The following is a 17,334-nucleotide window of genomic DNA, read 5'->3' as shown; positions in this document are numbered from 1 at the left end:
CCGTTTTCCGCCGCTCCCGCGCCGCCGGGCCGAGGCGGTTTTTTATTGTAACCATCAGACAATACGTATCTATCCCCGCAAAACCTCTCCTTGGCCCGATATTTGAACTAAGAAAGGGCGAAACCAAAAGCACAGGGCGCGGCCCGGAGGGAGGTAGAGCCATGGAGAAGGTTAAGAACCGCGGATGGTCGGTGGCCACGGCGGGAATCGGCATCAACTTGGCCTTGGGCATCCTCTACACCTGGAGCATGTTCAAGATGGCCATCAAGGACTCCATCGTGGCCGGGGACGGCCGCTTTGATTGGAGCCTCTCCTCCCTCAACGACCCCTACGCGGTGTGCTGCCTGGCCTTCGCCTTCAGCATGATCTTCGCCGGCCGCCTGCAAGACAAGTTCTCGCCGCGCATCACCGCGCTTATCGGCGGGGTGCTCACCGGCCTGGGCCTGATGTGGATCAGCCAGTCCTACTCCCTGTGGGTGTGGATCCTGGGCTTCGGGGTGCTCACCGGCACCGGCCTGGGCTTCGGCTACGCCTCGGCCACCCCTCCGGCCATCAAGTGGTTCCCCGCCGCCAAGACCGGCCTCATCGCCGGGCTGGTGGTCTCGGGCTTCGGCCTGGCCTCGGTGTACATCGCTCCCCTTAGCAGCTACCTGATCCACACGGTGGGCCTCAGCGCGGCCATGATGATCTTCGGCGGCGCCTTCATCGTGGTGGTCTGCGGCCTGTCCCAGTTTTTGGTCAATCCGCCCGCGGGCTACAGCCCCGAGGCCAAGCCCGCAGGCAGCGCCGCTGTCCAGGCCAAGGGCCTGGACTTCGCCCCCTCGGCCATGCTGCGCACCAAGAGCTTCTACCTGTTGTGGTTCACCTACTTCGTGGGCGCGGGCGCGGGCCTGATGATCATCGGCAACGTGGCCGGCATGGCCAAGGCCAGCCTGGGCGACATGGCCTGGGTGGTGGTGGCCCTGATGGCCGTGGGCAACGCGGGCGGCCGCATCGTGGCCGGCATCCTCTCCGACAAGATCGGGCGCACCCAGACCCTGGCCATCATGCTCTGCTTCCAGTCCTTGCTGCTGTTCTCCCTGATGATGGTGGGCAAGGAGCAGGCCATCGTGATGGTCATGGCCGCCGCCCTGGTGGGCTTCAACTACGGCACCAACCTCTCCCTGTTCCCCTCGGCCACCAAGGACTACTTCGGCCTCAAGAACTTCGGGGTCAACTACGGCCTGGTCTTCACCGCCTGGGGCGTGGGCGGCTTCGTGCTGCCCCGGGTCTCCCAGATGATCGTGGCCGCCACCGGCTCCTACGAGTCCGCCTACCTCACCGCCGCCGTCCTGCTGATCCTGGGCGCGGGCATGACCGTGGTGCTGGACAAGCCGGTGAGCGTGGAGGCCGAGGCGCCGGTGCCCCAGCCCGCCGCCGCCCCCCGGGCCGGTTCCGCCCTCACCTCCATGGTGCGCCCCGGCCCCCTGGCCACCGGCCGCCCCGGCCTGGGCCACAGGAGCAGCTACCGCCGGATGATCAAGTAAGCGACATAAAGGCCGCTTCCCTGGCCTGCGAAGGCCCGGACGCTCTCCAGAAGCGTCCGGGCCTTTCCATTCGGGAGCCCCGGACACGGCCGGCGCTTCGAGCGGACTAAAAGGAACTACTATTTAAAAATAGTTCCCCGCCCTTCAGAATTAGTCCTACCGCCTAGATAGGTCGCAATATATCATGATTATCTATAGAGCCTGTTTGCTTACATATAAGCTACCAATGCCGACCGGTTGCCGCTTGCCACTTCCCTACGCCATTAAGGTGTTCACCTGGCACGATCCCCTCGCGTCCATGCGGCCGCCGGCTAAAATCGAGGGGTGCAAGCGCGCGGTGAGCCTTTATGGTCAATCTCGGCAACATAATCCTATCCCTGTCCAATGCCATGGATTTGGCCAATCCGGAGCTGTTCCAGCACCAGCTTAGGACCGCCTTCATCGTCTGGGAAATGGGGCGGGTGGCGGGGCTGAACCAGCAAAGCCTGGAGAACATGTTCTCCGCCGCGGTGCTGCACGACATCGGGGCCAACTCGGTGGAGGAGATGCAAACCCTGCACCGCTTCGAGGGGCAGGATACCGAGGACCACTGCATCCGGGGCTGGCTGTTGTTCAAGAGCGTGCCCTGGCTGGAAAACGAGGCCAGCGCGGTGCTCTATCACCACCGCCCGTGGGAGGATTGGGACGAGTCGCTGGAAAACCCTGCCGCCTTCAACGCCCAGGCCATCCTGTTGGCCGACCATGTGGAGCGTTGGGTGGACCGCAACCTCTACATCCTGCACCAGCACCAGCAGATCACCAAACGCATCAAGCAGTTACGCGGCAAGACCATCCATCCCCAAGTGGTGGAGCTTTTCTTGGAGGCCTCCGAGCACGAGGAGTTCTGGCTGGACCTGGCTGCGCCGCGCATGTATTCCCTGCTGCTCAACCGGGGGCCCTACAACAAGGCGGACGTGGGCCTGGACATGGTGGAGGAGGTGGCCAAGCTCTTCCGCAACGTCATCGACTTCCGCTCCAGCTTCACCGCCACCCATTCCTCCGGCGTGGCGGCGGCGGCCAGGCGAATTTCGCGGTCGCATGGTTTCAGCCGGGAAGAAGTCAAGCTGATGGAGATCGCGGGCTATCTGCACGACGTGGGCAAAATGGCCGTGCCCAACCACATCCTGGAAAAGCCGGGCAAGCTGGACGAGGTGGAGATGGCGGTTATGAAATCGCACACCTACAACACCTACGAGGTGCTCAACAGCGTAAACGGCATGCAGCAGATCGCCGAGTGGGCCGCCTTTCACCACGAAAAGCTGGACGGCTCGGGCTATCCCTTTCACCACGACCGCCACAGCCTGAGCCTGGGGGCGCGCATCATGGCCGTGGCCGACGTGTTCACCGCCCTCACCGAGCGGCGGCCCTACCGCGAGGCCCTGCCCAAGGACAAGGTCATGTCCATCTTGGACAAAATGGCCTATGAAGATCACCTGGACCGGCAATTCGTGGATCTGGTGGGCCAGGATTTCGACCGCATTTCCCGCCTGGTGGCCGACCAGCAGGCCAGGGCCGGCGAGTTCTACCAGGAAAGGATTTCCTGCCGCCTGTCCTGACGGCCCCGCGCCCCAAGCAAGCTGCCGCCGGGAGTACCGGCGGCAGCAAAGTTTTTAGGGCCTTGAGGGCGAAGGCGGCCCGGCTAGCCCCGGGAGCCCAGGCGCAGACCGCCGTGGATGAAGTACACTTCGCCGCTGAGGGCCTCGTTGCGATACAGCTCGCCCACCAGGGAGGCCACCTCCTCGGGCTCGATGAGCCGCCCTATGGGCACCTCGTCCACGATCTTCTCCAAGGCCTTTTGGTTCATGCCCTTGACCATGGCCGTGCCCACGTAGCCCGGGGCCACGGCCACGCAACGGATGCGCTCCGACAGACCCCGGCGCATGAACTCGCCGGTGAGCACCTTGGGCATCACCGACATGGCCGCCTTGGTGGAGGCGTAGTTGATCTGCCCGGCGGTGCCCAGGGAACCGGTGGAGGAGATGAAGCAGATCAAGCCCCGGCAGCCGTGGTTGACCATCTGCTCGCCGCACTCGCGGGCGGTGAGGAACACCCCGGTGAGGTTCACCTTGATCACGCTCTCGAACTGCTCCAAGGGCATCTTGCGGGCAACCTTGCCGCTCTCGCGGTCCGGGGACAGGAACAGGCCGTCCTTGATGATGCCCGCGAAGGGGGCCACCAGGTTGATGGCCCCGAAGGCCTCGATGGCCTCGGCGGCCAGACGGGCGTTGTCCTCCTCCTTGGTCACGTCGCAGGCCACGGTGTGCACCGGCCCCTCAACCTGGGCCGCCGCCTGCTCCAGCGCCTCGGGGAACAGGTCGGCCAGCACCACCTTGCCGCCCTGGGAGGCCCAATACTGGGCCAGGGACAGGCCGATGCCGCTGGCCCCGCCGGTTATGACCGCCACCGCGTCCTTTATCTGTAACATTCTCTTCTCCTCTAGATGCTCTACCCAGGTTCTCGTTGCTGAAATAGCCGCACCGGCGCCCCGCTCCCGACCGGGGAGGGCTCCGGGTCCGGCTCGCCCAGTTTGCCCACCCGCCGGGCCGGAGTCCAGCGATTTGTGCCGCGCCGGGGAATTTCTCAGGGGGCCGGAGCCACCTCCACCTGGTTGCAGTGAAAGGCGCTGGAGCCGCCCAGGTCGGCCAGGGCCTGGGAGGTGAGATGGTTGATGCCCGTGCCGCCGGGGGTATGGGCTCCCCAATACAGACCCTCGGCCACGGTTACGCCGGGCAGCACCGCCTCTGACACCTTGGCCCTGAGCAGGCACTCGCCCCGGCCGTTGAACACCCTCACCAATCCGCCGTCAACGATGCCCCGGGCCGCCGCGTCGTCCGGATGCAGGTAAATCTCGGCCTCCCCGGCCCGCTCCCGCTGGGCCTCCAGCTCGTTGAAGGTGGAGTTCAAAAATTGCTTGCGCGGCGGAGTGATGAGTTGCAGGGGATAGACCCCGCCGTGGTCGTCCTCGCGGCTGGGCGCGCCGTCGGGCAGGGGGTCCAGGCCCTGGGCGGCCAGGGCCTCGCAGTAGAACTCCACCTTGCCCGAGGGGGTGAGAAAGCCCCGCTCGTAGGGGTTGGCCGGGATGTTGGCCAGCAGGGGGCGGCCGGCGGACAGGCTCTGCAGGGTTATGCCCTCCAAACAAGGGGAGCCGCTATCAAGCATCCAGGAGATGTGCTGCTCCTCGTCGGCCGTGAACACCTCTTCGTCAAAGCCCATGCGCCCGGCCATCTCCTGGAACACCGACCACAGGGAGCGGCACTGGCCCACCGGCGCGATGACCGGCTTGGCCATCTGCACGTAGCGGTGGCCGTAGGAGGTGTAGAGCTCGGTGATCTCCAGGGAGCCGGCGCCGGGCAGGATGAGGTCGGCCCAGCGGGCGGTCTCGGTCATGAACATCTCCTGGCACACCAGGAACAGGTCTTCCCGGGCCAGGCCCTTGAGCACCGCCGAGCTGTCCGGGGCCACCACCGCCGGATTGGACAGATACACCCACAGCAGGTGCAGGGGCCGGGGGGCCTCCGGGGCCAGGGCCGCGCCCAGCTGGACCATGTTAACCGTGGGGGTGCCGGCCGGGGAAAGCTCTTCCGCCGTGAGGCGCGACAGGTCCAGGCAGGCCCCCGCCCCCACGCTACGCAGGATGCCTCCGCCGGGGCGCTCGAAGGCCCCCACCAGGGCGGGCAGCAGGGCGATGGTGCGCATGGCCATGCCCCCCGCCAACTGGCGGGCGGGGCCGCAACCGGTGCGGATGTAGGGTGCCCGGGCCCGGCCATAGGCCCGGCCCAGTTCCACGATCTCTGCGGCGCTCACCCCGGTCAGCTCCGCCGCCCGCTCCGGCGGATACTCGGCGGCCCGGGCCTGCAGGTCGGCAAAGCCCAGGGTGTGGGCCGCGATGAACTCGTGATCCAGCAACTCCTCGTTGATGAGCACCTGCATCAGGCCCAGGGCCAGGGCCGCATCGCTGCCCGGCCGCAGCTTGAGGTGGGTGTCGGCCTTCAACGCGGTCTGGTTGGCGTAGGGATCGATGACCACCAGGCGGGCCCCGCCCCGCCGGGCCTCCTGGAACCAGGGCCAGGCGTGCAGGTTGGTGGTCAACACGTTGCAGCCCCACACGATGATCAGGTCGGACAAACGGCTGTGGCTAAGGTCGGTGCCCGGTCCGGTGCCCAGGCTGTAGGCAAAGCCCGCCGAGGCGGTGCTGCTGCAGATGGTGCGCCCCAGCTTGCTGGCCCCCAGGCGGTGAAAAAAGGCGTGGCCCGCGTTGCGGTGCAAATGGCCCATGTGCCCGGCATAGGAATAGGGCAGGATGGCGGCGGGGCCGTGTTTGGCCGCCGTCTCCTCCAGCTTGGCCGCGGCCAGGGCCAGGGCCTGATCCCATCCTATCTCCTTGAACCGCCCCTCGCCCTTGGGGCCCACCCGCAGCAGGGGCTTGGTGATCCGCTGGGGGTGATGCACCCGGGCGGGGTACTGGGCCATCTTCTGGCAGATAAAGCCCTGGGTGAAGGGGTGCTCCGGATCGCCCTTCACCGCCGTGGCCCGCCCCTCCTTTACCCGCACCAAAAGGCCGCAGGTGTCGGGGCAGTCAAAGGGGCAAACGCTGGGTCGCCAAGAATCCATCCTTGCTTCCTTTCGCCGAAAAGCGCCCTTGGCTCGGGCCGTTGGCCCGACAGTTTTCAATATAACCCACCCGGCTCCTTCCTGACAAAACCCGCCGCCGGGCCTCCGGTTGCACGTCCCGCATTGTCTAAAAAATGCAATACGCCCTCCACCCGATCGTCATCTGTCCGTCCTAGAACTAACTAACCCGAGGGAGGCTCTCCAAGAGGCCCTCTCGCTGAAACCGACCATGCACGGTTTGGAGGAATCCCATGCCACCCAGCAGCGCGGAAGCTATTTTCCGGCCCGCCTTCAACTGGCCCCGGCCCGTACCCGCACCCGTGGCCGACAAGATGGGCGCGGCCATCAGCCGCCTGTTCTACCTGGCCCGCCTGGAGGCCATCTATCGCCAAGTAAACCCCGCCCAGCAGGGCCAGGCCGCTTTCATCGACGCGGTGCTCAGGCAAATGGGCGTGGCCTGGCGGGTGTCGGACCTGGAGCTCAAGCGGGTGCCCGCCAAGGGCCCGGTGGTGGTGGTGGCCAACCACCCCTACGGCGCCCTGGAGGGTCTCATCCTGGCCCGCCTGCTGCTCAAGGTGCGCCCGGACGTCAAGGTGATGGCCAACTATATTCTCAGCCGAGTGCCCGAGTTGCGCGACATGTTCCTATTGGTGGACCCCTTCGCCTCCGGCCAGGCGGTGGAGCAAAACTTCCGCCCCCTGCGCGACGCTCTGCGCTGGCTGGAACAGGGCGGCATGCTGGTGGTGTTTCCCGCCGGCGAGGTGTCCAGCCTGGCCTGGGGGCGCTGGCGGGTGGAAGATCCCTCCTGGAGCCCCATGGCCGCCGGTTTGGCCCGGCGGGCCAAGGCCAAGGTGCTGCCGGTGTTCTTCCCCGGCCGCAACAGCGCCCTGTTCCAGGTGGCCGGTCTGGCTCACCCCCGCCTGCGCACCGCCCTGCTGCCCCGCGAGCTGGTCAACAAGATCGGCAGCGAGGTGCGCCCGCGCATCGGCTCGCCCATCCCCTACAAGCGCCTGGCCGCGCGCGCCGGCTCCCGCGAGGCCAGCGAATATCTGCGGCGGCGGGTGTATTTGTTGGGCGCGGTAAAGGGCCGGCCCGAAGAGGAGCCGCCCGAGCCGCCCGCCGGGCTGATGCCTCCCCCGGCCCCGGCCCGCCGCCTGTCGGCCGCCGCCGAGGTGGCGGCCCTGCCTCCGGCGCAAAAGCTCATCACCAGCGGCGAGTTCACCGTGCTCTACGCGCGGGGACGCCAGGCCCCCCGCTTGTTGGACGAGGTGGGCCGGGTGCGTGAGTTGAGCTTCCGCCAGGTGGGCGAAGGCACCGGCCAGACCCGCGACCTGGACCGCTTTGACGACTACTACCTGCATCTGTGCCTGTGGAACCATGAGGCCCAGGAACTGGCCGGGGGCTACCGTCTGGGCCTGGTGGATAAGATCCTGTCCCGCCGGGGGGCGCGGGGCCTCTACACCGCCACCCTGTTCGACTACCAGCCGGAGTTTTTCAACCGTTGCGACCCGGCCATCGAGTTGGGGCGCTCCTTCCTGGACCCCAAGTACCAGCGCTCCTATTCGGGCCTGCTCCTGCTGTGGAAGGGCATCGGCCACCTCATCGCCGCCATGCCCCGCTACCGCTACATCCTGGGCCCGGTGAGCATCTCCAACCGCTTCAGCCCCCTGTCCCGCCGCCTGATCCAGCGCTTTTTGGACCACAACTACCCCTCGCCCCTGGCCGGGCTGGCCGCGCCCCGGCGCCCGCCCCAGTGGCCCCGCCAGGCGCAGAGACACCCCGAGGAGTGGCTGCGTCAAGTGGCGGACCTGGACGAGCTGTCGGAGATGATCGGCGACATAGAGCCCAGCGGCTGGGGTCTGCCCATCCTCATCAAGCAGTACACCAAGCTGGCGGCCAAGGCCGTGGGTTGGAACGTGGACCCCGCCTTCGGCGACGCGCTGGACTGCCTCATGGCCGCCGATCTTTTGGAAGCCGACCCCAAGTACCTGGCCCGCTACCTGGGCCCCGAGGAGGCCCAAGCCTATTTCCGGCTGCACCACCAAGGACGTTTCGCCCTGCCCCGCTGCGCCTAGCCCGTGAAAATCCCAGACGCCACCGGCCCGGGGCGGCGGCCATAATTTTGCCTTGACACAAATGGCGTCACTTTACTATCATAATTTAAGAAACGCATAGTTCATATTGCGAACTATGCAAAGGGCAAGCAAAACAACAGTTGATTTTCACTCTCCGCCGGCGCCAATCGAATAACCTACCTAGCTCGTTGCCGGCTTCGCACCACGCTCTTCGCTGTTCCCGAATTTTGCCCTTGGTATCGGCTGTTTTTTTAGGCCGTGCCCCATCATAGCTCTACACTGAAAAGAACCGCACTATTCACCAGGTGAATACTAGGCGGACATCGAAAATATTTGGCGGAATATCCGCCGGGTCCGGCGGACCTGTCTTTGCCGTGGCATAAACCCGTCCACCAGGGCGCTCGCCCCAGGGCGACGATTCGTACAGTGAGCGCCGGATTGCCCACACGGCAGGGGCAGCGGGCCACCGCAGGACATTCCCCTGGTTCGGCCGGGGCCCAGGCAGGCTTCCTACCAGACGACACCTTTGGAGCGCGGCGGCACTGATGGATTTTTCAACCCTGATAACTACCATATTGCACGGCCTGACTCTGGGCATGGTCCTCATGCTGGTGGCCGGCGGCCTTACCATCATCTTCGGCATGCTGGAGGTTCTCAACTTCGCCCATGGTTCGCTGTACATGTTGGGCGCCTATTTCGGCTACACGGTGGTGGCCTTCACCGGCAACTTCTGGCTGGGCCTTTTGGCCGCGCCCATCGCGGTGGGGGTGGTGGCCTTTGTCATTGAATTCTTCTCCCTGCGGCCCCTGTACGGCCGACCGCCCCTGCATCACCTGCTGCTCACCTTCGGCATCAGCCTCATCGTGCAAAACGCCATCAAGTTCATCTGGGGCAACGACATCTACTCCATAGAAATGCCCGGCTTCCTGGCCGGCGCCACCAATCTTTTCGGGGTCTACTACCCCACCTACCGCCTGTTCGTTTTGGTGTTCAGCATCGTCCTGGCCATAGCCATCTGGCTTTTGATCTCCAAGACCCGCTGGGGCGTGGTGGTGCGGGCGGGCACCGAGGACATCGAAACCCTGGAGGCCCACGGCATCGACACCCGCAAGGTGTTCACCGTGGTGTTCGTGGTCTGCGCCGCCTTTGCGGCGGTGGGCGGGGCGGTGGTGGCCCCCATGCGCACCGTCTATCCCCAGATGGGCGTGGACATCATCATCGACGCCTTCATCGTGGTTATCGTGGGCGGCCTGGGCAGCATACGCGGAGCGGTGATCGGAGCTTTGATCATAGGCCAGGCCGTCCAGTTGGGAGCGGTGTTCCTCACCGGCTTTGCCGACGCCGCCATCTACATCGTAATGGCCGCCATCCTGCTGTTCCGCCCCTCCGGCCTGGTGCCGGAGACGGAGTAGAAGCCATGGGTGTCACCAAGCGCGTTCATAAAGGGCTGAGGCAATGATGTTGGGTGCTAAACGAATCTATCTCTTGGCGGTGCTGCTGCTGTTGGTGTTGCTCCCCCTGGGCTCTCCGGCCCTGTTCTCCGACTACTACCTGGACCTGTTCACCAAGGTTCTAATCTTCGGGATCATGCTCCTGGGATTCGACATCCTGGCCGGCTACACCGGCCTGGTCAGCCTGGGCCACGCCCTATTCTTCGGCCTGGGGGGCTATGCCGCCGCCTTCACCATCAACAACCTGACCACCAACCTGGCCCCGGTGCTCTTGGTGGCCCTGGCAGCGGCCCTCATCGTGGGCCTGTTCGTGGGCTTCTTTTCCACCCAGACCAAGGACATCTTCTTCGTGTTCCTCACCCTGGCCTTTGCCCAGTTCTTCTATCTGGCCGCCTTCAACATGACCACGGTCACCGGCGGCGACAACGGCATCAGCATAGCCAAGGCCACGGTGGGCATCCCCGGCCTGTGGATAGCCGAGGTCACCCGGCCCTACGGGTTCTACTACCTGGTGCTGCTGTTTTTCGTGGCCACCTACTTTATCTGTAGACGGGTAATCACCAGCCCCTTCGGCAAGGTGCTGGTGGCCATCCGCGAAAACGACGAGCGGGTGAGCTACCTGGGCTACAACATCCGCAAGATGAAGATCAAGAGCTACATAATCTCGGCGTGCCTGGCCACGGTGGCCGGGGTGCTCTTTGGCGCCTACCAGGACTTCGTGTCTCCGGGCATGCTGCACTGGAGCCTGTCCGGCGACCTGATCCTCATGTCCGTGCTGGGGGGCATGGGCACCCTGGTAGGGCCGGTCTTGGGCGGGGCCATCATCATCCTGCTGGGTGACGAGCTTAGTTCCCTCACCGAAAACTGGATGATCTTCATCGGCTTTTTCTTCGTGCTAACGATCATCTTCGCGCCCAGCGGGGTGATGGGCATCGCCTCCAAGATCCGGTGGTGGAGGAAATAGCCATGCTCAACGTGCAGGACCTCAGCAAAAGCTTCAGCCAACTGCTTATCCTCAACCACCTCAACTTCCAGGTGCGCCAGGGCGAGCTCAAGGCCATCATCGGGCCCAACGGAGCGGGCAAGACCACCCTTTTCAACGTGATCACCGGCCGCTTCCCTCCTGACGAAGGCAAGGTGACCTTCCAGGACAAGGACATCACCGGCGCCAAGCCTCACCAGCTCTCGCGTTTGGGATTGGCCCGCTCCTTCCAGATAAACAACTTTTTCCTGAAGCTCAGCGTGCGCCAAAACCTGGAGCTGGCCGTGCAGTCGCGCCTGGAGCGCCGCTCCAGCATTTGGCGGGGCCTCTCCCCGGCCGACCGCCTGGAGGAGAAAACCGACGAGGTGCTGGGGTGGACCGGCCTGGCCGAGCACCAGGACCGCCTGGCCCAGGAGCTCTCCTACGGCGACCAGCGCAAGCTGGAGATCGGCCTGGCTTTGGCCACCGATCCGGCCCTGTTGATGCTGGACGAACCCACCTCGGGCATGAGCCGCTTTGAGAGCCTGTCCATGATCGAGCTGATCCAGAGGCTCTCGGAACGGGTGACCATCGTGCTCATCGAACACGACATCGAGTTTGTCATGAAGGTATCCGACAGCATCCTGGTGATCCATTACGGCGAAAAGATCGCCGAGGGGCCGCCCAGTGAAATCGAAGCCAACGAGGAAGTACAGCGCGTGTACCTGGGGGGGCTGTAGCCATGTTGCAACTAAGTGATGTGCACACCTACTACGGGCTCAGCCACGTGCTGCACGGCGTGAATCTGGAGCTGGCCAAAGGCGAGGCGGTGTCTCTCATCGGGCGCAACGGTGCGGGCAAGACCACCCTCATGCGCTCGGTGATGCAGCTCACCCCTCCCCGCTCCGGCTCCATCCTGGTTAACGGCTCGGTGGAGCTGACCAAGCTCAAGCCCCACGACGTGTTCCGCCAGGGGGTGCGTCTGTGCCCCCAGGGACGCGGGGTGTTCCCCAAGCTCACGGTGGAGGAAAACCTGCGCCTGGCCCTGGTGGCCCAGCGGGGCCAGGATGTCCCGGCCCAGATCCAAACCGCCTACGACCGCTTCCCAATCCTGGGAGAAAAGCGCCATCAAAAGGTGCGGGGCCTCAGCGGAGGTCAGCGGCAACTCCTGGCCATCGCCAGGGCCATGCTGGGCGATACCTCCATCCTGCTCATGGACGAGCCCAGCGAGGGGCTGGCCCCCCTGGTGGTGCAGGAGCTCAGGGATCTGATCCTGGACATCAAGACCACGGGCATCACCATCCTGCTTTCGGAGCAAAACGTGAAGATGGCCCTAAGCGCCTGCGACCGGCACTACATCCTGGAAAAGGGAGAGATCCGCTTCAGCGGCACCACCGAGGAGCTGGCCTGCAACGAGGACATTTTGATCCAAACCCTGGGCGTGTCCACCTCGGTGGCCGAATGCGAGGCTCCCGGCTAGGGCAAAACGAGAAAATTCCCCCGGAGCATTTTCCGTGGCGGGAGGCATCTCCGGGGGCCGGTTAATGCATTAAGAAAAAAAGGAGGGAATCGTGGAGGAAAAGAAAAAGGACGTCACCAGAAGAAGTTTCCTGAAAAAGTCGGCCACTGTGGCCGGGGCCGCCGCGCTCAGCGGCATGGCCGGCAACCTTTTGAGCGGCGCGCCCGCTTTTGCCGCCGGCGGCTCGGGCCCCATCAAGATCGGGGTTGTTCTGCCCTTCTCCCGGGCTTACAAGGTCATCGGCGACCGGGTGGTGGCCGGACTGGAGCTGGCGCTGAACCAGGCGGGCGGAGCGTATAAGGGCCGCAAATTCGAGGTCATCAAGGAAGACTCGGAGATGAAGCCCAACGTGGGCCTGACCAAGACCCGCAAGCTGGTGGACAAGGACAAGGTGGACTTCTTGGTGGGGCCGGTGAGCAGCGCGGTGTGCGTGGCCATGCGCAACTACGCCAACGAGAAAAAGGTCCCCATGATCATCCCCACCGCGGGCAACGTGGAGCTGTCGGGCAACCTTTACAGCCCCTACGTATTCCGCTCCTCCATCAGCCACTGGATCTTCGCCCATCCCACCGGAATATGGGTCAAGGACAACCTGGGCGACCAGTGCTTCGTGGGCGGGGCCAACTACGCCGCCGGGCACCACGAGGTCTGGGCCTTCACCATGGCCTTCCGGGGCAAGGGCGGCAAGATCGTGGGCTCGGCCTACCCGCCGCTCAACGAAAAGGACTATGCCCCTTACCTGACCAAGCTGTCCAAGTCCGGCGCGCCCGTTTACTTCGGCTGGTTCGCGGGCAACGACGCGGTCAACTACTGCCGCCAGGCGGCCCAGTTCGGCCTCAATAAAAAGGTCAAGATGACCACCACCGGCTGGTTCTTTGAGCGCAACCTTCTAATGGCTCAAAAGGACGCGGCCCTGGGCTGGCACTGCGGCTTCAACTGGGCCATCACCCTGGACAACCCGGTGAACAAGGAGTTCGTAAAGGCCTACGACAAGTTCACCAAGAACGACCCCAACGTCTCGGTGTCCATGAGCTCGGTGCATGGCTACGACGCCGGCCAGATGATCCTCAAGTCGGTGAAGACCACCGGCGGCGACACCGATTCGGCCAAGATCGTAAAGGCCCTGGAGCACATGAAGCTGGACAGCCCGCGCGGTCCGGTTGAGCTGGACGTCAACCACGACCTGGTCCAGCCCATGTACATCGGCGAGATCGTCAAGGAAGGCTCCAGCGTGGTGCCCAAGATCATCGCCAACCTGGGCCGTTGGACCACCCCCTACCTGGGCGCTCGCGGCATCAACAGCGTGGGGCAGCCCTTCCTGGTTCAGTAGCTCCTCGCCGCCGCGGCGTCCCGGCTTTGTCTGAGGCGCCGCGGCGCCCTCTCGCCTCTCAGGAATTTAGGAAAATTGTCTGCCCGAATGGATTTGGGGATTCGGCGTGCCGCGGTATTTGATAGTATAAAAACATCAATAGCGGATACACCATGGGACGCCGCCCACGAAGGCCGGCGTCCGTTGAACCTCAAGAACACGGAGCGCGATACATGGCCCTAATCAAAGTGCCGTACGAAACGGCCGAGGAACTCGGAGTAGTTCTGGAGCTAGAAGTCCCGGACCAAAATCTGACCACCTACGCGGCCCAAGAGCCCCCGGCCCTGGCCGATCCCGTGGCCACCATGCTCCAGGCATTGGAGAACCCGGTGGGAGGCCGCAAACTTTCCCAGCTGCTCACCCCGGGCTGCAAGGTGTGCATCATCACCGAAAACCAGTTCCGCGCCGCCCAGGCCAAGCTGTTTTTGCCCACCCTGCTGGACATGGTGAGCGCGGTGGGCGGCAGCGCCTCCATCGCCATCGGCTGCGGCAAGGTGCCCCCCCTCTCGCCCGAGGAAATCGCCGAAAAGCTGGGCGCCGAGGTCATGTCCAAGAACGTGCCGGTGCAGTGCAACGACGTGAGCGACCCGGATAACTACGTGTATCTGGGCACCACCACGGCGGGAACCCCCCTGTGGGTGCTCAAGGTGGTGGCCGAGGCCGACGTGGTCATCACCATCAGCACCACCCAGGCCACCCTGTGGGGCTACGGCGGCTCGGGCATGATCATTCCCGCCGTGTCGGGCAACGAGACCATCGAGAGCAACCACATCATGAGCCTGGCCCCGGATTGCCTGCCCGGCAACAACTACTGCCGCATGCAGCAGGACAAATACGAGGCCCTGGACCTGGTGGGCGTGGACGTGGGCATCAACGTGGTGGTGGCCAACAACTGGGACATCATCTACGTCAACGCCGGCGACCCGGTGGAATCCCACATGGCCGCGGTGTCTTTTTATGACAACATCTACAAGTTCGAGCCCGAAGAAGCGCCGGACATCGTGATCACCGGCTCCACCGCGCCCACCAACCACCTTTTCTTCCACACCAACTGGGCCATCGTCAACATGCTGCCCCTGACCCATGAGGACAGCAGCATCATCTTCTGCAGCCCCTGCCCCGGCTACGGCGACTGGCCCGGCTTCGCCCTCATGGACCTGATGCAAGACTACATGCCCGCCAACGAGGCCAACCACGTCAAGGCCCTGACCGCCCTGGTCAAGGGCGAGCGCGAGCTGTGGGCCGGTTGCATCTGGTACCCCCTGTACCGGGCCCTGATGCAGCGCGACGTGCAGGTGGTGACCATGGAGCAAAACCTGCCCATGGCCAAGGGGGTAGGCCTCGAAGTCACCGCCAGCCTGCAAGAAGCCTTTGACGCGGCCATGAAAAAACATGGGCCCGACGCCAAGGTAGCTTTTGTGCCCTATGGCCGCTACACGGTGTTCCCCATCTAACCGGATTTAATTTTCCCAAGCATTTCGGGCCGTCCCATCCGGGGCGGCCCTTAGTTTTTTTTGCTTTGCCCCCAAAATTTGCCCTAAAGGCGCTCGTAAATCGTACAATATTGCTTCTTGACCACTTAGTGGAACCTAACCTAATCTAATAAAACCTAATATTAGGTTATTCACGGACGCCCCCAAAACGCCCGGGCGGCGGCCCCAAAAACGGGATGAGAAATTGAGCGGCAAAATATCTCTGGAAAGCGTCAAGCATGGGCGGGTTTCCGACAGCGTAAGGGAACAGATCACCAACCTGATCCTGGCCGGGGAACTGAAGGTGGGCGACCGCCTGCCCACGGAGAGCGAACTGGCCCGCCAGTTGGGGGTCAGCAAGGTGCCGGTGCGCGAGGCCATGATCAGCCTGCAGCAGATGGGCCTGTTGACCAGCCGCCGGGGGGCCGGAGGCGGGGTGTTCGTGTGCGAGCCCAGCCCCGAGCCGGTGGGCGAGGCTCTCACCCTGATGCTGCGCCTGGGCAAGGCCAGCATCGCCGACCTTACCCAGGCCCGCCTGGTCATCGAACCCCAGGTGGCCGCGCTGGCCGCCCGGCTGGCCTCCGAGGAAGACCTCCGGAGGCTGGGAGACACCATAACCACCTATCAACAGGTGGTGGAAGAGGATCGCCCCCGCAGCATCAGCGACCTGGACTTTCACCTGGTGTTGGCCGACGCCTGCGGCAACACGGTGCTCAACCTTATCTCGCGGGCCCTGGTTCCCTTGCTCTACACCAACGTGCGCCGGCATCACCTGCCTCCCGAGCTGCGCACCCTGGGCATAGACGGGCACGTCGAGATATTCGAAGCGGTGCGCCGCCACGACCCGGACTCGGCGCAAGAAACCATGGCCCGCCACGTGGCCCAGATGGCCACCTACTGGAAATAAGGAAGCATCATCCCCATGGCAATGGACCTGACATCTTGGCTGGAGACCCTGGCCGCCCAGGCTCCGGGGGAGCTGGTAACGGTGCGCCGCCCGGTGGAGCCCGCCGCCTTCGAAAGCGCCGCGGTGGTGGACGCCCTGGAGAGCCAAAAGCGCTACCCGGCGGTGCTCTTCGAGCAGGTGCGCGACCTTGAGGGCCGCCCCACCGATTGCCGCATCCTCAACAACACCTTTGGCACCTTCCGCAAGATCGCCCTGGCCCTGGGCCTGGACACCGGCCAGCGCATGCCCCTGATCGAGCGCATGCTGGAGCTTTCCGGCAAAAGCCTGGAGCCGGTGCGGGTGGCCCTGCCAGAGGCCCCGGTGCGCCATTGGGTTTGGCAGGGCGAGGACATCGACCTCACCCGCCTGCCCCTGATCCGCCATACCGAGCTGGACGGCGGCCCCTACTTCACCCCCATCGTGGTGAGCCGCAGCCCCCAGGGGCGCTACAACGTCTCCTGGAACCGCATGCAGTACCTGGACCCCACCCACCTGGCCATCTACATGTCGCCCCGCCATCTGTCGGCCTACTTCGCCGAGGCCGAGGCCGCCGGGCGCGACCTGCCCATCGCGGTGGTGCTGGGCCATCATCCGGCCTTCCACCTCACCGGAGCGCTGCTCACCCCCCTGGACGCCGACGAATACGCGGTGGCCGGCGGGGTCATGGGCGAACCCCTGGGGCTGATCCCCTCGCTGAGCTTCGGCGAGGAGCTGCTGGTGCCCTCCGAGGCGGAGCTGGTCTTGGAAGGCCGCATCCTGGCGGGCAAGCGCTGCGTTGAAGGGCCCTTCGGCGAGTTCACCGGCTACGCCGGGCCCCAGCGCCTTTCCTGGGTGGTGGAGATCAGCGCGGTGTACGGCCGCCAGCGCCCCACCATCATCGACATCTTCCCCTGCTACAGCGAGCACATCAACGCCCACCTGCCCATCGAGGCCAGCATCTACCAGCGGGCCAAGCAGGCGGCGCCGGGCGTGATCAAGACCTGCTGGGTGGGCTCGGGCGGGCCTTTCAACCTGATCATCAGCCTGAAAAAGAAGACCGAGGGCGAGCCCATGCGCGCCGCCCTGGCCGCCATCAGCGCCAGCAACTTCATCAAGCACGTGATCGTGGTGGACGACGACGTGGACCCCGAGGATCTGGCCCAGGTGATGTGGGCCCTGTCCAGCCGGGTGCAGGCCGACCAGGACCTGAGCATCCTGAGAAACCTGCAAGGCCAGGTATTGGACCCCAGCCTGCGCCACGAGATCAAGACCTCGGGCATGGTCATCGACGCCACCCGGCCCCTGGACCGCCCCTTCCCCCGCCGGGGAGAGGTGCCCGAACAGCTGCGGCAAAACCTTAACCTGGACGACTACCTGGAGGGTTGA

13 protein-coding genes are annotated in these 17,334 nt (G+C 64.7%); 11 read left to right on the top strand and 2 right to left on the bottom strand.

Translation table 11 applies throughout. The annotated features are described in order from the left end of the window. The first annotated feature begins 161 nt into the window (after positions 1-161). Positions 162-1,526 (top strand): L-lactate MFS transporter, encoded by a 1,365-nt coding sequence (locus tag AACH32_RS03355; RefSeq protein ID WP_338605361.1) that lies wholly within the window; start codon positions 162-164, stop codon positions 1,524-1,526. Positions 1,527-1,873: 347 nt separating this feature from the next. Beyond that, entirely contained in the window at positions 1,874-3,121 is a 1,248-nt protein-coding gene (locus AACH32_RS03350; RefSeq protein WP_338605360.1) for an HD domain-containing phosphohydrolase, read from the top strand. An 83-nt stretch (positions 3,122-3,204) separates the two neighbouring features. On the opposite strand, the gene AACH32_RS03345 is transcribed toward AACH32_RS03350, so the two are convergent. Together AACH32_RS03345 and AACH32_RS03340 are read right to left on the bottom strand one after the other, a co-directional pair. Next, the gene (locus AACH32_RS03345; RefSeq protein ID WP_338605359.1) at positions 3,205-3,990 is read right to left on the bottom strand and encodes an SDR family NAD(P)-dependent oxidoreductase; all 786 of its coding nucleotides are present in this window, start codon (positions 3,988-3,990) and stop codon (positions 3,205-3,207) included. Positions 3,991-4,145: 155 nt separating this feature from the next. Further along, the gene (locus tag AACH32_RS03340; RefSeq protein ID WP_338605358.1) at positions 4,146-6,176 is read right to left on the bottom strand and encodes a molybdopterin-containing oxidoreductase family protein; all 2,031 of its coding nucleotides are present in this window, start codon (positions 6,174-6,176) and stop codon (positions 4,146-4,148) included. A 251-nt stretch (positions 6,177-6,427) separates the two neighbouring features. Here AACH32_RS03340 and AACH32_RS03335 point away from each other — a divergent pair, with 251 nt between their 5' ends. The 9 genes from AACH32_RS03335 to AACH32_RS03295 all read left to right on the top strand — a co-directional run bounded on the left by AACH32_RS03335 (position 6,428) and on the right by AACH32_RS03295 (position 17,334). Continuing rightward, the gene (locus AACH32_RS03335) at positions 6,428-8,251 is read left to right on the top strand and encodes a lysophospholipid acyltransferase family protein (RefSeq protein ID WP_338605357.1); all 1,824 of its coding nucleotides are present in this window, start codon (positions 6,428-6,430) and stop codon (positions 8,249-8,251) included. Between the two features lie 545 nt (positions 8,252-8,796). Then, entirely contained in the window at positions 8,797-9,663 is an 867-nt protein-coding gene (locus AACH32_RS03330; protein WP_338605356.1) for a branched-chain amino acid ABC transporter permease, read from the top strand. A gap of 43 nt (positions 9,664-9,706) precedes the next feature. After that, positions 9,707-10,666, top strand: coding sequence for a branched-chain amino acid ABC transporter permease (locus tag AACH32_RS03325; RefSeq protein ID WP_338605355.1), 960 nt, complete (start codon positions 9,707-9,709; stop codon positions 10,664-10,666). 2 nt (positions 10,667-10,668) lie between these two features. Continuing rightward, the gene (locus AACH32_RS03320) at positions 10,669-11,403 is read left to right on the top strand and encodes an ABC transporter ATP-binding protein (protein ID WP_338605354.1); all 735 of its coding nucleotides are present in this window, start codon (positions 10,669-10,671) and stop codon (positions 11,401-11,403) included. Between the two features lie 2 nt (positions 11,404-11,405). Beyond that, a complete protein-coding gene (locus AACH32_RS03315; protein WP_338605353.1) occupies positions 11,406-12,143 on the top strand; it encodes an ABC transporter ATP-binding protein in 738 nt (245 codons plus the stop codon). 91 nt (positions 12,144-12,234) lie between these two features. After that, positions 12,235-13,512, top strand: a complete 1,278-nt coding sequence (locus AACH32_RS03310) for an ABC transporter substrate-binding protein (protein ID WP_338605352.1) — start codon at positions 12,235-12,237, stop codon at positions 13,510-13,512. A 212-nt stretch (positions 13,513-13,724) separates the two neighbouring features. After that, positions 13,725-15,005, top strand: coding sequence for a lactate racemase domain-containing protein (locus tag AACH32_RS03305; protein WP_338605350.1), 1,281 nt, complete (start codon positions 13,725-13,727; stop codon positions 15,003-15,005). 223 nt (positions 15,006-15,228) lie between these two features. Beyond that, a complete protein-coding gene (locus AACH32_RS03300) occupies positions 15,229-15,930 on the top strand; it encodes a FadR/GntR family transcriptional regulator (protein ID WP_338605348.1) in 702 nt (233 codons plus the stop codon). Between the two features lie 15 nt (positions 15,931-15,945). Beyond that, entirely contained in the window at positions 15,946-17,334 is a 1,389-nt protein-coding gene (locus tag AACH32_RS03295; protein ID WP_338605347.1) for a UbiD family decarboxylase, read from the top strand.

The organism is Desulfoferula mesophila (genome assembly GCF_037076455.1).
In the GTDB taxonomy this organism is placed as follows: Bacteria; Desulfobacterota; Desulfarculia; order Desulfarculales; family Desulfarculaceae; genus Desulfoferula; species Desulfoferula mesophila.
This window is presented reverse-complemented; position numbering and strand designations above follow the sequence as displayed.